This is a genomic window from Clostridium sp. DFI.5.61 (assembly GCF_024462915.1).
GTDB lineage: Bacteria > Bacillota > Clostridia > Oscillospirales > Oscillospiraceae > Lawsonibacter > Lawsonibacter asaccharolyticus.
Genome location: NZ_JANGBZ010000042.1, coordinates 1 through 15,553, shown reverse-complemented (window position 1 = coordinate 15,553; position 15,553 = coordinate 1). Strand labels below are relative to the sequence as shown.

The following is a 15,553-nucleotide window of genomic DNA, read 5'->3' as shown; positions in this document are numbered from 1 at the left end:
GAGGGGGGAGCTTTCTGTCCGGCCCTGCCTCTCGACAGGGCCTCCTCCCCGTGGTACAATGGACAAAACCACAAAGGAGACTGTCCCGGGACATGGAGACAAACATTTTGATCGTAGACGACGAGGCCGCCATCGCCGACCTGGTGGAGGTCTATCTGAAAAATGAGGGCTACACCGTCCACAAGTTCGGCCGCGCGGGGGACGCCCTGGCCTGTGTGGCCTCCACGCCGCTTGACCTGGCCATCCTGGATGTGATGCTCCCGGATATGGACGGCTTCACCCTGTGCCAGAAGATCCGGGAGGAGCACCTGTTCCCCATCCTGATGCTCACTGCCAGGGTGGAGGACATGGACAAGATCATGGGGCTGACCCTGGGGGCGGACGACTACCTCACCAAGCCCTTCAATCCTCTGGAGCTGGTGGCCCGGGTCAAGACCCAGCTCCGGCGGTACACCCGGTACAACCAGGGCGGCCAGCCGGGGGGAGAGGCGCAGGAGCACGACTTCCGGGGGCTCCAGATCTCCCGGGCCACCCACAAGTGCGTGCTGTTCGGCGAGGAGCTCCCCCTGACCCCCCTGGAATTTTCCATCCTATGGTACCTGTGCCAGCACCGGGGGCAGGTGGTGTCCAGCGAGGAGCTGTTCGAGTCGGTGTGGGGAGAGAAGTATATGGACAGCAACAACACCGTCATGTCCCACATCGCCCGCCTGCGGGAGAAGATGCACGAACCCAGCCGAAAGCCGAAATTCATCAAGACTGTGTGGGGGGTGGGCTACACCATTGAGTAAGGAACGCAAGCCCCGTCTGGCGCAGCGGCTCCAGACAGACCGTGGGCTCTACCGCGCCCTCCAGCGCTGGGGGTATTATCTGCTGGCCCTGATGGCCTGGGTGACCGTGGTGCTGGCGGTCTCCGCCCTGGGGGTCCTGGTGTGCAGCCGCCTTACCTGGTATGAGACCGACCCTCTCTACCACCTGCTCCTGTGGGTCCGGGACTACTACTTCTTTTTCTGCATAGCGGTGGTCCTGCTGGGCTGGGTGGTCATCAGCTGGCACTTCATCTCCCGTCCAGTTCGCCAGCTGGATGCGCTGATCGGCGCCTCCGCCCAGCTCACCCGTCCCACGGAGGAGCCCATCCGCCTGCCCGCCTCCATGAAGAGCGTGGAGGACCAGCTGAACCTGGCCCGGGAGGAGGCCCTGCGTGCCCAGCGGGCCGCCCGGGAGGCGGAGCAGCGGAAAAACGACCTGGTGGTCTATCTGGCCCACGACCTGAAGACCCCCCTCACCAGCGTCATCGGCTATCTGACACTGCTCCGTGACGAGCCCCAGCTCTCCCCGGAGCTGCGCGCCCGCTACACCGGCATCGCCCTGGACAAGGCGGAGCGTCTGGAGGAGCTCATCAATGAATTCTTTGAGATCACCCGCTTCAACCTCAGCCATCTGGAGCTGGAGAAGCAGCCCGTGGACCTGTGCCGGATGCTCCAGCAGGTGGTCAGCGAGTTCGCCCCCATGCTGGGGGAGCGGGACCTGACCTGCGCCCTGGAGCTTCCCCCCAGCCTGGAATATGACTGCGACCCGGACAAGCTGGCCCGGGTGTTTGACAACCTGCTCCGCAACGCCTGCCATTACAGCACTCCCGGCAGCGTGGTCCGCATCTCCGGCGGGGAGGAGGGGGATTCCATTGTCCTCAGGTTCCTCAACTCCGGGCGGACCATCCCCCCGGAGAAGCTGGCGCGCATCTTTGACCAGTTCTTCCGCCTGGACAGCTCCCGCGCCACCCGGACGGGGGGCGCGGGCCTTGGCTTGGCCATAGCCAAGGAGATCCTGACTCTCCACGGCGGGACCATCACCGCCTGGAGCCGGGAGGATCAGGTCTGCTTCCAGGTGACGCTGCCCCGGGGCGGACGGCGTGAGGAGGGTCCAGCCCGTGAGCCATGACGCCGCCCCCCTGTTCGCAGGCTGGGAGAAGGGGATGATCCTCTCCTGTCTCCAGGGGCACATGGGCCAGGTGCGCACCAGGGGCGGGCATCCGCCGGAGAGCGCCCTGTGCGCCATCGGAGATTTCTGCTTTTTCGCCGGCCGGCCGGACCCGGCCCTGGTGCGGCAGGCCGACCGGCCCCTGCTGGTCCCCCGGACCGGGGACTGGGCCCCCGTGATCCGGACGGTGTGGGGCCGCCGTGCCGTCCCCTTCCTCCGCTATGCCCTCTGTGGGGCCCCGGAGGACTTTGACCGGGACCGGCTGGCCGCCTTCGCCGCCGCCCTGCCCCCAGGCTTCTCCCTCTCCCCCATTCTGGCCGGGCACTATCCCCTGCTGACGGCCCAGGACTGGTCCCGGGACCTGTGCGGCAATTTCCGGGACGGTCCCGACTTCGCCCGGCGTGGGCTGGGGGTCATCGCTCTTCGGGACGGGGTCCCCGCGGCCGGCGCCTCCTCCTACGCCGTCTGGGACGGCGGCATCGAGATCCAGATCGACACCCGGCCGGACCTGCGCCGCCGGGGGCTGGCCCTGTCCTGCGGCGCCCGGCTGATCCTGACCTGCCTGGACCAGGGGCTCCTCCCCTCCTGGGACGCCCACGACCGGCGCTCCGCCGCCCTGGCGGAGAAGCTGGGCTACCGCCTGGACCGCCCCTACCCCGCCTATCTTCTGGACCAGACCGGTCCGTAAGAAAATCGCAAGATTTTCTTACGGATCTTATCAGACTTTCGCAGGAAAGACTCCAAGCAAGGTGCGCCCCCCTCTGATACCATAGGGTCATCGGAGGGGGACGCGCTTTTTTCTGGTCTGTCCCCTCCCCCACACAGAAGGAGTTGACAGAACATGAAACAGATCCTGGTGCTGTTCGGCGGGTGTTCCCCCGAGTACAGCGTCTCTCTGGCCTCCGCCTATGGGGTGCTCACCCATATGGACCGGAGCCTGTATCAGCCCATCCCTGTGGGCATCACCCGGGAGGGGGCCTGGCGCTGGTACGGCGGGGCGCTGGAGGCCATCCCTGAGGACCGCTGGCAGCAGGAGCCCGCCTGCCTCCCCTGCACCCTGCGGCTGGACCGGGGCGGGGCCGCCCTGCTCCTGCTGGACGGCTCCGGCCGGACCCTTGCCTTTGAAGGGGCCTTCCCCCTGATCCACGGCAGCAACGGAGAGGACGGCACCCTTCAGGGGCTCTTTGAGCTGGCCGGGGTCCCCCTCATCGGCTGCGGCACCCTGTCCAGCGCCCTGTGCATGGACAAGGACCGCTCCCACAAGCTGGCCGCCCTGGCCGGGGTCCCCAGCCCCAGAGGGATCGTGCTGGAGCCCGGCTTCTCTCCCGCGGAACTGCGCCGGGGGGCGGAGGCGGTGGGCTTCCCCCTCTTTGTCAAGCCGGTCCGGGCGGGCTCCTCCTTCGGCGTGAGCCGGGTGGAGGGGCCGGAGCAGCTGGATGGGGCGGTGAGGGCCGCGCTGGCCTATGACCGCCGTGTCCTGCTGGAGGAGGCGGTCTCCGGCTTTGAGGTGGGCTGCGCCGTACTGGGCAGCGAAGAACTGACAGTGGGCCTGGTGGACGAGATCCAGCTGTCCGGCGGTTTTTTCGACTTTGAGGAGAAGTACACCCTCAAGACCTCCGCCATCCACTGCCCTGCCCGCATCCCTCCGGAGGCGGCCGCCCAGGTGCAGGAGGCCGCCCGGACCATCTTCCGCGCCCTGGACTGCCGGGGCTTTGCCCGGGTGGACCTGTTCCTCACCCCGGAGGGGGCGCTGCTGTTCAACGAGGTCAACACCATCCCCGGCTTCACCCCCCACAGCCGCTATCCCACTATGATGCAGGGCGCCGGCCTGGACTTCACCTCCCTGGTCAGCCGCATGATCCGGCTGGGGGTGGGAGCATGAGGCCCCTGCGGCTCCGCCGGGAGCAGACCTGCCAGGGCCCGCTGGTCCTGATCGATCGGGCACACCCCCTCCAGGAGGGCGCGCCGCCGGAGCTGGTCCCCGTGGACCGGCTCCACCCCCAGGTGCTCCTGGAGCGGCGTGCGGCCCGGCTGCTGGCCGCCTGCATCCGCTCCGTGGGGGGCGGGCGGACCATCGTCCCCGTCTCCGGCTGGCGGAGCCGGGCGGAGCAGCAGGCCATCTGGGACGACACCCGGGCCCGGGAAGGGGATGCCTTTACCCGGCAGTACGTGGCCCTTCCGGGGTGCAGCGAGCACCAGACCGGCCTGGCCATCGACCTGGGGGAGGACGTCCCCGATCTTGACTTCATCCGCCCCAGCTTCCCCGACTCCGGGGCCTGCGGCGCTTTCCGACGGGCAGCGGCCCGGTACGGCTTCCTCCAGCGGTACTGCCGGGAGAAGGAGGCCCTCACCGGCATCGCCGCTGAGCCCTGGCACTTCCGCTATGTGGGGGCGCCCCACGCCCAGCTGATGGAGGAGCACGGGCTCTGTCTGGAGGAGTACGTCCCCTTCCTGGAGGTGTCCCCTCGGCTCTGCCGGCTGGGCAACGGCAGGACCGCCCGGGTGTCCCGACTCCCCTGCCCCAGCGCCGTCCTGGAACTGGAGCCGCCGGCGGGGTGCTGGCAGCTCTCCGGAGACAACTGCGGCGGGTTCATCCTCACCGTCTGGGAGGGAGAGCCATGAGCGCCCGCCGGGATGTCCCTGTGCTGGACCGCTTCCGCCTGCTGGCGGCGTTCCTGGCGGTGTGCAACCACACCGCCCCTCTGGCCGGACTGGCCCCGGAGGCCGACTTCTGGCTCACCCGGGTGCTGGCCCGGATCGCGGTCCCTTTTTTCCTCATGGTCAGCGGGTACTTTCTCTCCCGGGACGGCTGGAGGGGCACGGGCAGATTTTTGAAGCGGACGCTGACCCTCTACGCCGCCGCAGTTCTGCTCTATCTGCCCCTGAACTGGTACAACGGGGGCTTCTCCCCCCTGGAGTGGCTCAAAAAGCTGCTCATAGACGGCACCCTGTACCACCTGTGGTATTTCCCGGCGGTCCTGCTGGGGGTGGTGATCGCCCGCGGCCTGGCCCGGCTGGGGCTGCCCGCCGCCCTGGCGGCTGCCCTGCTCCTCTACCTGATCGGCCTGGGCGGGGACAGCTACTACGGCCTGACCGCCCAGCTGCCCGCCCTGGACGCCCTCTATGGCGGGCTGTTCCGCCTGTGCTCCTATACCCGGAACGGGCTGTTCCTGGCCCCCCTTTTCCTGCTTCTGGGGGCGGCGGGAGTCCGGCTGGGCCGGGGGATCTCCGCCCTGGGCACCCTTCTCTCCCTGGCCGGTATGTCCCTGGAGGCGTTCTGGCTCCGCGCCCAGGGCTGGCCCCGCCACGACAGCATGTATCTTTTCCTCCCCCTGACCATGCTCTTCCTGTTCTCCCTGCTGCTAAATGGCGGCCGGGGGCAGGACCGCACCGCCCGCAGGCTGTCCCTGCTGATCTACCTCCTCCACCCCTGGAGCATCGTGCTGGTGCGGGGCGCTGCAAAGCTGACAGGGCTGGAGGCCCTGCTCATCCAGAACAGCCTGGCCCACTTCTGCGCCGTGGCGGCGCTCACCCTGTGCGCCGCCCTGGTGCTGGACGCCCTGCGCCCCCTCCGCCCCGCCCCCTGCGGCCGTGCCTGGAAGGAGCTGGACCTGGGCGCCCTGCGGCACAACGCCCGCACCCTCCGCTCCGCCCTGTCCCCCGGCTGCACGCTGATGGCGGTGGTCAAAGCGGACGGCTACGGCCACGGGGCGGTGCCGGTGGCCCGCTGCCTGCGGCGGGACGGGGTGCGGGCCTTCGGGGTGGCCTGTCTGGCTGAGGGCATCGCCCTTCGGAAGGCCGGGGTGCTGGGCACCATCCTCATTCTGGGCTACACCCCGCCCCGTGAGGTCCCCCTCCTCCGCCGCTGGCATCTCACCCAGACGGTGGCCGACGAGGCTCACGGCCGGGCGCTTGCCGCCCAGGGAGGACTCGTCCGGGTCCACCTGGCCCTGGATACCGGCATGCACCGGCTGGGGCTGCCCGCCGGGGACCGCTCCGCCATCGCCCGGATGTACCGCCTGAAAAACCTGCGCATCGACGGGGTGTTCTCCCATCTGTGCGTCTCCGACAGCCTGAAAAAAGAGGACATGGACGCGACTCTGGAACAGCTCACCCTGTTCTATGACACGCTGGACTGGATGCGCACCCAAAACCTCTCTCCGGGCCGCGTCCACATCCAGGCCAGCTACGGGGTCCTCAATCTGCCGCCCCAGCCATGCGCCTGGGCCCGGGCCGGCATCGCCCTGTACGGTGTGTACAGCTCCCTCTCCCCGGTCCAGCGCCGCCTGGACCTGAAGCCCGTCCTCTCCCTCCGGGCCCGGGTGGCCTCGTTGCGCACCCTGCGCCCCGGGGAGCGGGCCGGGTATGGGCTGGCCTTCCAGGCCCGCCAGGAGGCCCGGCTTGCAGTGGTCACCATCGGCTACGCCGACGGCCTGCCCCGCCAGCTGCCCCAGCAGGGCGGGCGTGTGCTGATCCGCGGCGCTTTCTGTCCCATGGCGGGACGGATGTGCATGGACCAGCTGCTGGTGGATGTCACCGCCCTGCCCGATGTCCAGGCCGGGGATGTGGTCACCCTCATCGGCCGGGACGGAGCGCAGGAGCTCCGGGCCGAGGAGCTGGCCGCCCGGTGCGGCACCATCACCAATGAGCTTCTCTCCCGGCTGGGCAGGCGGCTGGAGCTGCAAAAGGTCCCTCGTTCTTCCCAGAGTAGTGGGCGGAGCGCAGAGACGCGGGGATGACCGACCCCGACCGGAAGCAAGACAGGATAAGATGAGAAGGGCATGGGTCCTGTCCCCCTGCCCTTCTGTAGTTCTGATCCCCTGTGAGGACCCCGTCTGTCATATGGCGGAGCCGTACTCCCGACGCATCAAGGCCAGCGCCATTCAGGCGCTGGCCTTGTCTTATCTTCCAACCTGTGTGGGACCGCCGCATCCGGCCACTTCCCGCAGCCGCTCCAGGATGGCCTCGTCTGCGGGGCAGAATCTATACTGCGGGATCTCTGCCGCCCGGATCCACCGGATGTCCTGATGCTCCAGCTTTCGGGGCGTTCCCTCCGCGATGGAGGCATGAAACAGGGTCAAGTGGACGGTAAGGTCGGGATAGGCGTGGATGACCTCCATGAAGGGCTCCCCCACCGCCACCCGGATGTCCAGCTCCTCCCGGCACTCCCGGACCAGGGCCTCCTCCCGGGTCTCCCCCGGCTCCACCTTTCCGCCCACGAACTCCCAAAGCAGCCCCCGGGCCTTGTGGGCCGGGCGCTGGCAGATGAGGAAGGTCTCCCCCTCCCAGATCAGGGCCGCCACTACTTCTGTCATCGCTGTGCGCTCCTCTCTGTCTCCTCCGCAGCCCGCTCACAGCTGCCGCTGGATCCAGGCCATCAGCAGATTCACGATCTTCTCCTGCTGCCGCCGGTTCAGCTGGATGCCCGGCGGGATCTTATACCACTTGTACAGGCACTTGCGGCAGCAGCAGGCACAGGCGTGCTGGGCGAGGAACACCGGGTGTCCCCGCATGGGGGTCTGCCGCCCGTCGTTGGGCAGCTCCGCCGGAGCCAGCCGGGTCTCAATGAACCCCCGGGCGTGCTCCCGAATGGTGTCCAGCCCCTTCTCCCCTATATAGGCCCGCTCCCGCTCTGAGAGCCGGAATTTCGCCCGGAAGGGGGACGCCTGAAGCTTCTCCAGCGCCTCGTCGATGGTCTGCACCCCTCAGTCCTCCTCTCTGTGTCCTCCCCCGGCTCATCGGACTTCCTTGCTTTCCCTTTGGAGGGAGAGGACAGCTCCCAGCAGGACGCCGGCCAGGGCAGGCAGGACCCATCCCAGGCCCACCTCCGCCAGGGGGACGGCGGAAAGCACCCCGTCCAGGACTGGAACAGCTGCCCCCAGTCCCTGTACCGTGTACAGGATGCTGGCCGCTCCAGTAAACAGGATGCCCGCCGGATAGATGGCCCGCAGCCGCTGCAGCCGCTCCGGCAGAAAGGAGAGCAGGATCAGCACAATGGCCGGCGGATACAGAATATTCAGCACCGGGACGGAGAACTCCAGGATCTGGTCCAGTCCTGCGTTGGCGATCACCATGCTGAGCAGGGCGAAAAAAGCCGCCCAGGCAGACGCGGGGAACCTGGGGAGCAGGGTGTGGAAGTAGGTGCTGCACGAGCTGAGCAGGCCCACGCAGGTGTTGAAGCAGGCGATGACAAAGACAGCTGCCAGGATCGCTCTGCCCCAGGGGCCGAAGATGGCTCCCACCAGATTGGTCATGGTAGCAGCCCCGTTGGTGGTCCCGGGAAAGGCACCGCCGGACAGCGCCCCGATATGGGCCAGCATGGAGTAGACTGACAGGAACAGCACCGCCGCCACTCCGCCTGCCCGGACGGTGCTGCGGAGAACGGCCTTCTCCTCCGTCACCCCCAGCGCCCGGATATTCATTACGATCACGATGCCGAAGTTCAGGGCCGCAATGGTGTCCATCGTCTGATAGCCGGTGAGGAAGCCCTCCACCGGAGCCGCGCTGTCATAGGGGGGCAGCGCGGGACCATAGCCCCCCACAGGGTGGATCAGGCATCCCAGGAACATCACAGCCACCAGCGCCAGCAGCAGCGGGCACAGCAGCCTCCCCAGGCGGCTGGTCAGCTTTTCCGGCCGGAGGGCCACCAAAAAGGCCGCTCCGAAAAACAGGGCGGAGTAGCCCAGCCGGAACCAGATCAGCGGCGTTCCCTCCGGCAGGAAGGGAGGCACGGCCATCTCAAAGGAGGTGCTGGCCGTCCTGGGGATAGCAAGGCAGGGGCCTATGGAGAGGTAGATCAAAATGGTAAACACCGTGGCAAAGACGGGATGGACCCTGCCCGCCAGCCGTGTCAGGCTTCCCGACCGCACCACTGCGATCACACCCAGAATGGGAAGTCCCACAGCACTCACCGCCAGTCCTGCCATGGCCGGCCAGGTGTCCACGCCGGCCTGTGCCCCCAGCTGAGGAGGAAAGATCAGATTGCCCGCCCCAAAAAACATGGAAAACAGCGTAAACCCCACCAAAAGCTGGTCTCTGCGTCTGAGTGTCTGCATCTCAACTACATCCTTTCTCTTGTATCCTTCCTGCACCTCTGTTTAGTCCAAGTCATCCTGCGGCAGGCCGTAAAAGTCCAGGATAAACTCCCAAAAATCCAACGCCGCCTCTGTCATGAGGCTTTTTTTATGACGCATGATATGGATGGTTCGTTTTGCCATCTCGTCTTCCAGCACCGAATACTGGAGGCCGGGCGCAATGGAAAGGGCGTCCTGCAGGCAGGACTCTGGGAGCACCGCCACAGCGAGATCAGATTGGACCAGCTTGACTTTGACCAGGAACTCATCTGTCTTGCAGTACATTTTTGGAAAATATCCTGCGTTCATACACAAGGAAAAGGTGATGTCGCTGAACAAAACATCCTTCCGGTCATCCTGGGCCATGGTGACAAAATACTCGTCTTTGAGCAGGGAGAGATCCGCCGGACCGGCTCCCAGCGCGTTGGCCAATCTGTTCCCGTAGATCAGCACATAACGCTCCTGAAAGAGGGGACGAGAGACCCAAAAAGTCTTGTTCTGGTCGTGGAGCGTATCTCCCGCAGAAGAGGACAGAAGAAAGTCCAGTTGATCCGAATCCACCATTTTTGTGGCCTCAAACGCGATGATCTGGAACGTGATCAGGGGATTGATCTGGGTGTACTGGGCGACACAGTCCGCGATAATGGGGGCATAGGAAGTATAAGCGATCTGAATGCCCCCCTTGGTGTCATAGATCCCCCGTTTAGCAGAATTGACCCCCGCATTGAGCAGCTCCACCGCCTGCTTTGCATATTGGGCAAACTGCTCCCCGGTCTTATTCAGCACAATGCGGTTGCCGATCCGGTCAAACAGCTTGACGCCGATCTCCCGCTCCAGAGAGGTGATGTGCTTGCTCAGAGACGGCTGGGAGATATGGAGCAGATCCGCCGTGGCGGAGACATGCTCGTATTTGGCCAGATGCAGAAAATACTCGATGTTCCGAATGTCCACTCCGCACCCTCCATTATTCCGTTTTTAATATAGTACTATATTTTAGACTAAATTGACAAGTTGGTCAACCACTTTTATTATAAGAACTGACAATGAGATGTGGCCAAATCTCAAAATAAAGGAGGTCGTCCTTTGGAACATTTTAACCGTTTCGGCAATATGTCGCCTACACAGGAATATATGCATCGGCCATATCTGATGGATCGCGCGCCCTTTCAAATCCGGGGCAATCTGTACTTTGTGGGAAATCTCTGGTGCTCCTCCCACCTGATCGATACCGGGGAGGGACTGATCCTGCTGGATACTCCATGCGCCGGCAGCATGCCCGGCCTGATCCACAACATCTGGAAGCTGGGCTTCAATCCCGAGGACCTGAAATATATCATCGTGTCCCACGCCCATACGGATCACTACGCCTGCGTCAACGCCCTGGTCCATCTGTCTGGGGCAAAAACCTTCCTCAGTGCGGTAGACGCAAAAGACATGCGGGAGCATCCGGAGCGCATGGAGGCCATGAACCGGGAGCTGGGATATTACAATGAGAGCTTTGTGCCGGATGTGGAGCTCCAGGATGGGGACCTGATCCAGCTGGGCAACACCACGATCCGCTGTGTCCTCACGCCGGGCCACACCATCGGAGTGATGTCCCACTTCTGGACGCTTCAGGACGGCCAGGACACCATCCGCGTGGGGATCTACGGCGGGGCTGGCTTTGTCAGCGTCTCCGAGGCGGCACTGCGGCGCAATGGGATGCCCCTCTCTCTCCAGCAGGATTTTCTCACTTCCATCGATAAAGTGTGGGACGAGCCTGTGGATCTGATGCTGGGCAACCATCCCTTCCACAACGACACCTACCAGAAATACGCCAGGCTGTGCCAGGGAGACAAGGACGCGTTTCTGGACCCGGGAGAGTGGCACCGCTTTCTCAACGAGCTGCGGACCCGCTACCAGACGTTTCTTGCCATGACTCCCGAGCAGGTGGAAGCTATGTATGCAAAATCACAGATAAATGATTATTACAAGATCCTTTGAGCAACAATAGTCCATTTTGTGGGATGCCGAAATCAAAAGATAGGGGGACCGGTACGCAGATGAAGACACTAAAATTCTTGGACAAGCACCTGGAAGAGTTTATCATGGTGCTCCTGCTGAGCAGCATTGTGGTCATCATGCTTTTTCAAATCATTCGCAGATATATTTTCAACGATTCCCTGAGCTGGTCAGAAGAGTTCTGCCGCTACTGTTTCATTTGGATGATGTTTGTCGCATTTTCATACAGCGCACGCCTTGGTTCTGACTTGCGGGTAGACGCTTTGATCAGCATGCTTCCCCAAGGATGCAGAAATATCATTGAGATCATCAATCTGATCCTCTGCATCATGGTGGCCGGTTTCCTGTTTTACCACTCTTTCGGCACCGTGGCAGGTGTTATGGAGACCGGGGAAGCCAGTGTTGCGCTGAAGCTCCCCATGCAGTATGTCTATGCCGCCAGCGTAGTCGGCTACGGTCTTGGCACGGTCCGCTATATCCAGCGGCTGGTACTGTTTATTCTGGGACTGAAAAAATCCCCTGCTGAGGAGGGTATGGCATGATCTTAGCTGTTGTCGTTGTTTTTGTTGTAGGCATCCTGATGGGATTCCCTCTGGTTTTGACCCTCATCGGTGCCACTGTGGCCCCCGGACTCATTGACCCTGATTTTGCCGGCAACATACAGTTCGTGCTCCGAAGCATCATTGGTGGAGGTGACAGTACCAGCATCCTGGCCGCTCCCCTGTTCATCCTCTCCGGCATCATCATGGCAAAGGGCGGCATTTCGGAAAAAATCTTCAATGTCTTTGCCTATTTGCTGGGACATGTTCCCGGTGGGATCCCCTGTGCCGTCATCGCTACCTGCCTGTTCTATGGTGCGATCTCCGGTTCCGGCACCGCAACCTGCGCCGCAGTAGGTGCCATGACCATTCCAGTCCTTCTCTCTCTGGGATACGATAAAGAGTTTTCCGGTGCGGTGGTAGCTACCGCCGCCGGTCTGGGTGTCATCATCCCGCCCAGTATTCCCTTTATTATGTATGGAATGGCCACTGGAGCCTCCATCGGCAAGCTGTTCATCGCCGGCATTGTCCCCGGAATTCTGATCGCCGTCTGCCTGATGGCCTATGCGGTATTCTACTGTATCCGAAAAGGTGAGGATCGAAATCGGATCGATGCCAAACTGGTTCAGCTCCGTGAGATGGGGTTTCTCCCCCTGTTGAAGGACAGCTTCTGGGCACTGCTGACCCCGGTCATTTTGCTGGGCGGGATCTACTCCGGCGTAGTCACCACTACTGAGGTCGCCTGTGTGTCCGTGATCTATGCATTGATCGTGTCTGTATTTATTTATAAGACCGTAGAGGTACGAAAAATCTTTTGGCTCGTGGGAGAATCCTGCCGTGCTCTGGCCCCCCTTGCGCTGATGATGGCTGTGGCCACTGCGTTTGGACGGGTCCTGACGATCCTGCAGATCCCCACCATTCTGGCACAGTTTATCACGAGCAATTTCCATTCAAAGGTCGAGATCCTGCTCATCATCAATGTAGCTCTGCTTTTGATCGGCATGGTCATGGACACCGGTCCCGCCCTGCTGATCCTAGCCCCCATGCTGATCCCGCTGGCCACAGAACTTAACATCGATGTGATCCACCTCGGTATCATCATGGTCGTCAATATGGCAGTTGGATTTGTGACCCCTCCGTTTGGCGTTACCCTGTTTGTCGCCAGCCCCTTGTGTGACACACCACCCATGCGCTTGGGCCGGAAAGCGGTCCCGTTCATCATTACATTCCTGATTGCCCTGATGTTCATCACTTTTATTCCCCAAATCAGTCTGTGTCTTTTGTAAAAACCATATATGTCAAATATTAAAAAGGAGCGATCACGATGAAAAAGCTACTCTCTCTTGCCCTGGCGTGTACCTTGACTCTCGGTCTGGCCTCCTGCGGCGGCACCGGGACTTCCACCAGTTCCAATGCTCCTGCTTCCTCCTCTGCGGTGGAATCCCCCGCCGCCCAATTCGATGCCGCCTCTTATCTGTCTGGAGATTATCCAAAGCTCCCCGAGGATGGTCCTGCCTATTCACTGTCCATCGGCCATGCGATGCAGGAATCCACAGAGAGCCACAAAATGCTTCTGGCCCTGAAAGACGCAGTGGAAAAGTATAGTGATGGAAAAATCACGATCACCATATATCCCAATTCCCAGCTGGGCAGCGACTCTGAAATGATCGCCTCCTGTGTAGCCGGAGACATGGATATGGTTCTTCAGTGTGGATCTACTCACGCCACTTTCGTTCCTGAAACTGTTATTTTTGACATTCCATTTCTCTTCTCAGGATACGATAGCGAAAAAATTGAGAGCGTCCTTACAGACAGCAAATTCCGCGACCTGTACAATCAGGCAAACGAAGACGGCGGACTGGTGTGCCTGATGCTCCGCGCCGGCACCGACAGCATGAATCTTACCTCCAACAAACCCGTCACCAGCATGGAGGACCTGAAGGGGCTGAAGATCCGCACCGCTCAGGTGGAGAGCCGGATGGCGGTCTGGAATGCATTGGGTGCCAACCCGACTCCCATGGCTTTCAATGAACTCTACATGGCTCTTCAGAACGGAACAGTCGATGCGCAGGACAACAACCTCTCCAACGCCCTGAGCAGCGCCCTGTATGAGGTGCAGGAGTACCTTGTCCCTACACACCATATGACTCCCAGCATGGATCTGACCATGAACAAAGATAAGTTCTATTCCATGCCCCAGTCCTATCAGGATCTCCTGACTGCGATCTGCGAGGATATGAGCGCTTATGACTACGACGTATGCATTGCAATGGAGCAATATTATTATGACAGTCTGGTCCAGGAACATGGAATGCAGGTCTGTGAGATCACCGATGAGTTTTTAACCGATATGCAGACCGCAGCCGCTCCCGCAGTAGAGAGCGCAAAGTCGGCCGTGGGCAACGATGCTCTTTATGACACACTGTACCAGCTTCTTGACGGCGGCGAATCCGCCTGACCTGCCCTGCTTTTCATAAAATTTCATGTTTGACTTCTCTATCTCTTCTCAAGTCAGGAGGGGCGGCTTCTCCATTGCGGGAGGCCGCCCCTCCCGGCTGAACGGCTCCGTCAAAGGTGTCCGGATAAAAAACATACCCCCTCTGTCTCAGCTCAAGCCCAAAATCACCCTCATGGCGGCTCTTGCACGGAGCTGGGCGGCGGGCTCCAAAAAGAAAGGCATCTGCAAAAGCAGATGCCTTTCTTTTTGGCAGGATACGAGGATTCAAAACCCCTGGGCTGTTTACAGTTTACCTGATCAATTCCCGACCGGCTATCTGGCCGGCGGCGCTTTTGCGCCGTAAATCCGGAACTGCGTCAGCGGCGGAGAATGCGCAGGGACGGCTTCGCTACCCTCACGCATCAAAAATACCGAAGGAGGGCCCGGTCAACGGAAGCAAACCCCAAAACAAAATGCGACTTGTTGAAACAAGTCGCATTTTGTTTTGGCAGCGGGAGAAGGATTCGAATTAGAAATCAACTCTTTTTATGAGTAAAATGCAGTAAAATGACGGGTTTTCGAAAAGAAATCTCCTCAAAAAGTTAATTGCAGTAAAAAGCAGAAAATAGCGAGAAATCGGTTAAAGGGTATTTTAAAGGGTCAAAAAATGGGGGCTGCTGACTTTAATAGCGGTTGTATATCTGCCCTCTGCTCCCGGCGTCAATTACATATACGATCAACTCGCCATTGTCCACGGTGTAAATAATACGATATTCACCAACACGGAGCCGAAGAAGTTTGTCGTGTCCTTTTAGCTTCTTTATATCCTCTCCATTTGGCAACAGCTCGATAGCAGCAACCACTCGGCGGCGTTCATTGACCGGGAGGCTGTCAATAAACTTTTTTGCTTTCTTCTTGATGATGATTTGATACATCAAGCAAGCCCCCATTCCCGCTTGCACTCATCCAGGGAGTAGCCTTTGTCCTTTTCGGGGTCTGGGTCGTTCTCGTAGTTTTCAAGCATCCGCTCACAAAAGAGATCATCTGCCTCCTCGTCCGCAGTGATTCCCTGTACGTAAGCCAACACATAGCCCATTTTATACTCTGGTACGCTATCCAACAGAGCGATTATTTTTTCACGGTTACTCATGGTCTACACCTCCTTCCCGCTCCATCTTTTCATCTATGGCCTCATTGATAAAACCATTGATGCTTTGTCCTGTGTGCTCCGTGTGGGCCTGTATAGTTTCTTTTTTTCCTTTTGGCATCCGCACAAGCACTTTATCGTATGCTTTATCCTCATACCGCTTAATACTCTCATAGCTATTTTTTCCACCCAATAGTCTCACCTCCTCGTATTGCATTATACATTAAATGTAGTTAGATATCTATATGCAAAATTGACAAACAGATATAGATATCTTTATGCACTTTACCACTTTCATATAGATATCTATATGCTATAATAAGACCATAGCAAGGGGGGACACCCCAAGCGGGACAAGCGAAAGTGGACGATAGGATCAAGA

General features: G+C 60.8%; 17 protein-coding genes. 10 read left to right on the top strand and 7 right to left on the bottom strand.

Annotated features, from left to right (window positions below; translation table 11 throughout):
- Positions 1 to 92: 92 nt before the first annotated feature.
- The 6 genes from vanR to vanT all read left to right on the top strand — a co-directional run bounded on the left by vanR (position 93) and on the right by vanT (position 6,713).
- Complete coding sequence (gene vanR, locus NE584_RS14785) at positions 93 to 788, top strand: VanR-ABDEGLN family response regulator transcription factor (RefSeq protein WP_256183123.1); 696 nt, start codon at positions 93 to 95, stop codon at positions 786 to 788.
- On the top strand, positions 781 to 1,935 hold the full coding sequence (locus tag NE584_RS19920; protein ID WP_329736908.1) for a HAMP domain-containing sensor histidine kinase: 1,155 nt from the start codon (positions 781 to 783) through the stop codon (positions 1,933 to 1,935). Before vanR ends, NE584_RS19920 begins: the two co-directional genes overlap by 8 nt.
- Positions 1,925 to 2,662, top strand: coding sequence for a GNAT family N-acetyltransferase (locus NE584_RS14775; protein WP_256183122.1), 738 nt, complete (start codon positions 1,925 to 1,927; stop codon positions 2,660 to 2,662). The genes NE584_RS19920 and NE584_RS14775 overlap by 11 nt, the downstream gene beginning before the upstream one ends.
- A 153-nt stretch (positions 2,663 to 2,815) precedes the next feature.
- Positions 2,816 to 3,856, top strand: coding sequence for a D-alanine--D-alanine ligase family protein (locus tag NE584_RS14770; RefSeq protein WP_256183121.1), 1,041 nt, complete (start codon positions 2,816 to 2,818; stop codon positions 3,854 to 3,856).
- Positions 3,853 to 4,596, top strand: a complete 744-nt coding sequence (locus tag NE584_RS14765) for a D-alanyl-D-alanine carboxypeptidase family protein (RefSeq protein ID WP_256183120.1) — start codon at positions 3,853 to 3,855, stop codon at positions 4,594 to 4,596. The genes NE584_RS14770 and NE584_RS14765 overlap by 4 nt, the downstream gene beginning before the upstream one ends.
- A complete protein-coding gene (gene vanT, locus NE584_RS14760) occupies positions 4,593 to 6,713 on the top strand; it encodes a serine racemase VanT catalytic subunit (protein WP_256183119.1) in 2,121 nt (706 codons plus the stop codon). The genes NE584_RS14765 and vanT overlap by 4 nt, the downstream gene beginning before the upstream one ends.
- A 162-nt stretch (positions 6,714 to 6,875) precedes the next feature.
- On the opposite strand, the gene NE584_RS14755 is transcribed toward vanT, so the two are convergent.
- The 4 genes from NE584_RS14755 to NE584_RS14740 are packed head-to-tail and all read right to left on the bottom strand — an operon-like array spanning position 6,876 to position 9,998.
- A complete protein-coding gene (locus NE584_RS14755; protein WP_050624551.1) occupies positions 6,876 to 7,289 on the bottom strand; it encodes a (deoxy)nucleoside triphosphate pyrophosphohydrolase in 414 nt (137 codons plus the stop codon).
- Positions 7,290 to 7,325: 36 nt separating this feature from the next.
- Positions 7,326 to 7,676, bottom strand: a complete 351-nt coding sequence (locus NE584_RS14750) for a DUF4186 domain-containing protein (RefSeq protein WP_050624550.1) — start codon at positions 7,674 to 7,676, stop codon at positions 7,326 to 7,328.
- 33 nt (positions 7,677 to 7,709) lie between these two features.
- Complete coding sequence (gene brnQ / locus NE584_RS14745) at positions 7,710 to 9,029, bottom strand: branched-chain amino acid transport system II carrier protein (RefSeq protein ID WP_050624549.1); 1,320 nt, start codon at positions 9,027 to 9,029, stop codon at positions 7,710 to 7,712.
- A 42-nt stretch (positions 9,030 to 9,071) separates the two neighbouring features.
- Entirely contained in the window at positions 9,072 to 9,998 is a 927-nt protein-coding gene (locus tag NE584_RS14740; protein ID WP_256183118.1) for a LysR family transcriptional regulator, read from the bottom strand.
- Positions 9,999 to 10,130: 132 nt separating this feature from the next.
- Here NE584_RS14740 and NE584_RS14735 point away from each other — a divergent pair, with 132 nt between their 5' ends.
- From NE584_RS14735 to NE584_RS14720, 4 genes are read left to right on the top strand one after another with little or no spacing between them, the layout of a single operon-like run.
- On the top strand, positions 10,131 to 11,030 hold the full coding sequence (locus NE584_RS14735) for an MBL fold metallo-hydrolase (protein WP_108981407.1): 900 nt from the start codon (positions 10,131 to 10,133) through the stop codon (positions 11,028 to 11,030).
- 59 nt (positions 11,031 to 11,089) lie between these two features.
- Positions 11,090 to 11,590, top strand: coding sequence for a TRAP transporter small permease (locus NE584_RS14730; RefSeq protein WP_157954770.1), 501 nt, complete (start codon positions 11,090 to 11,092; stop codon positions 11,588 to 11,590).
- The gene (locus tag NE584_RS14725; RefSeq protein ID WP_050624545.1) at positions 11,587 to 12,873 is read left to right on the top strand and encodes a TRAP transporter large permease; all 1,287 of its coding nucleotides are present in this window, start codon (positions 11,587 to 11,589) and stop codon (positions 12,871 to 12,873) included. The genes NE584_RS14730 and NE584_RS14725 overlap by 4 nt, the downstream gene beginning before the upstream one ends.
- Positions 12,874 to 12,911: 38 nt before the next feature.
- Entirely contained in the window at positions 12,912 to 14,045 is a 1,134-nt protein-coding gene (locus NE584_RS14720) for a DctP family TRAP transporter solute-binding subunit (RefSeq protein ID WP_256183117.1), read from the top strand.
- Between the two features lie 662 nt (positions 14,046 to 14,707).
- On the opposite strand, the gene NE584_RS14715 is transcribed toward NE584_RS14720, so the two are convergent.
- Genes NE584_RS14715 through NE584_RS14705 form a run of 3 tightly spaced genes read right to left on the bottom strand, consistent with a single transcriptional unit; the run spans position 14,708 to position 15,364 of the window.
- Positions 14,708 to 14,959 carry a type II toxin-antitoxin system RelE/ParE family toxin gene (locus tag NE584_RS14715; protein WP_256183116.1) on the bottom strand — a complete coding sequence of 84 codons (252 nt, stop codon included), beginning with the start codon at positions 14,957 to 14,959 and terminating at the stop codon, positions 14,708 to 14,710.
- Complete coding sequence (locus NE584_RS14710) at positions 14,959 to 15,174, bottom strand: hypothetical protein (RefSeq protein ID WP_256183115.1); 216 nt, start codon at positions 15,172 to 15,174, stop codon at positions 14,959 to 14,961. Before NE584_RS14710 ends, NE584_RS14715 begins: the two co-directional genes overlap by 1 nt.
- Positions 15,167 to 15,364, bottom strand: coding sequence for a hypothetical protein (locus tag NE584_RS14705; protein ID WP_256183114.1), 198 nt, complete (start codon positions 15,362 to 15,364; stop codon positions 15,167 to 15,169). Before NE584_RS14705 ends, NE584_RS14710 begins: the two co-directional genes overlap by 8 nt.
- Positions 15,365 to 15,553 lie beyond the last annotated feature (189 nt).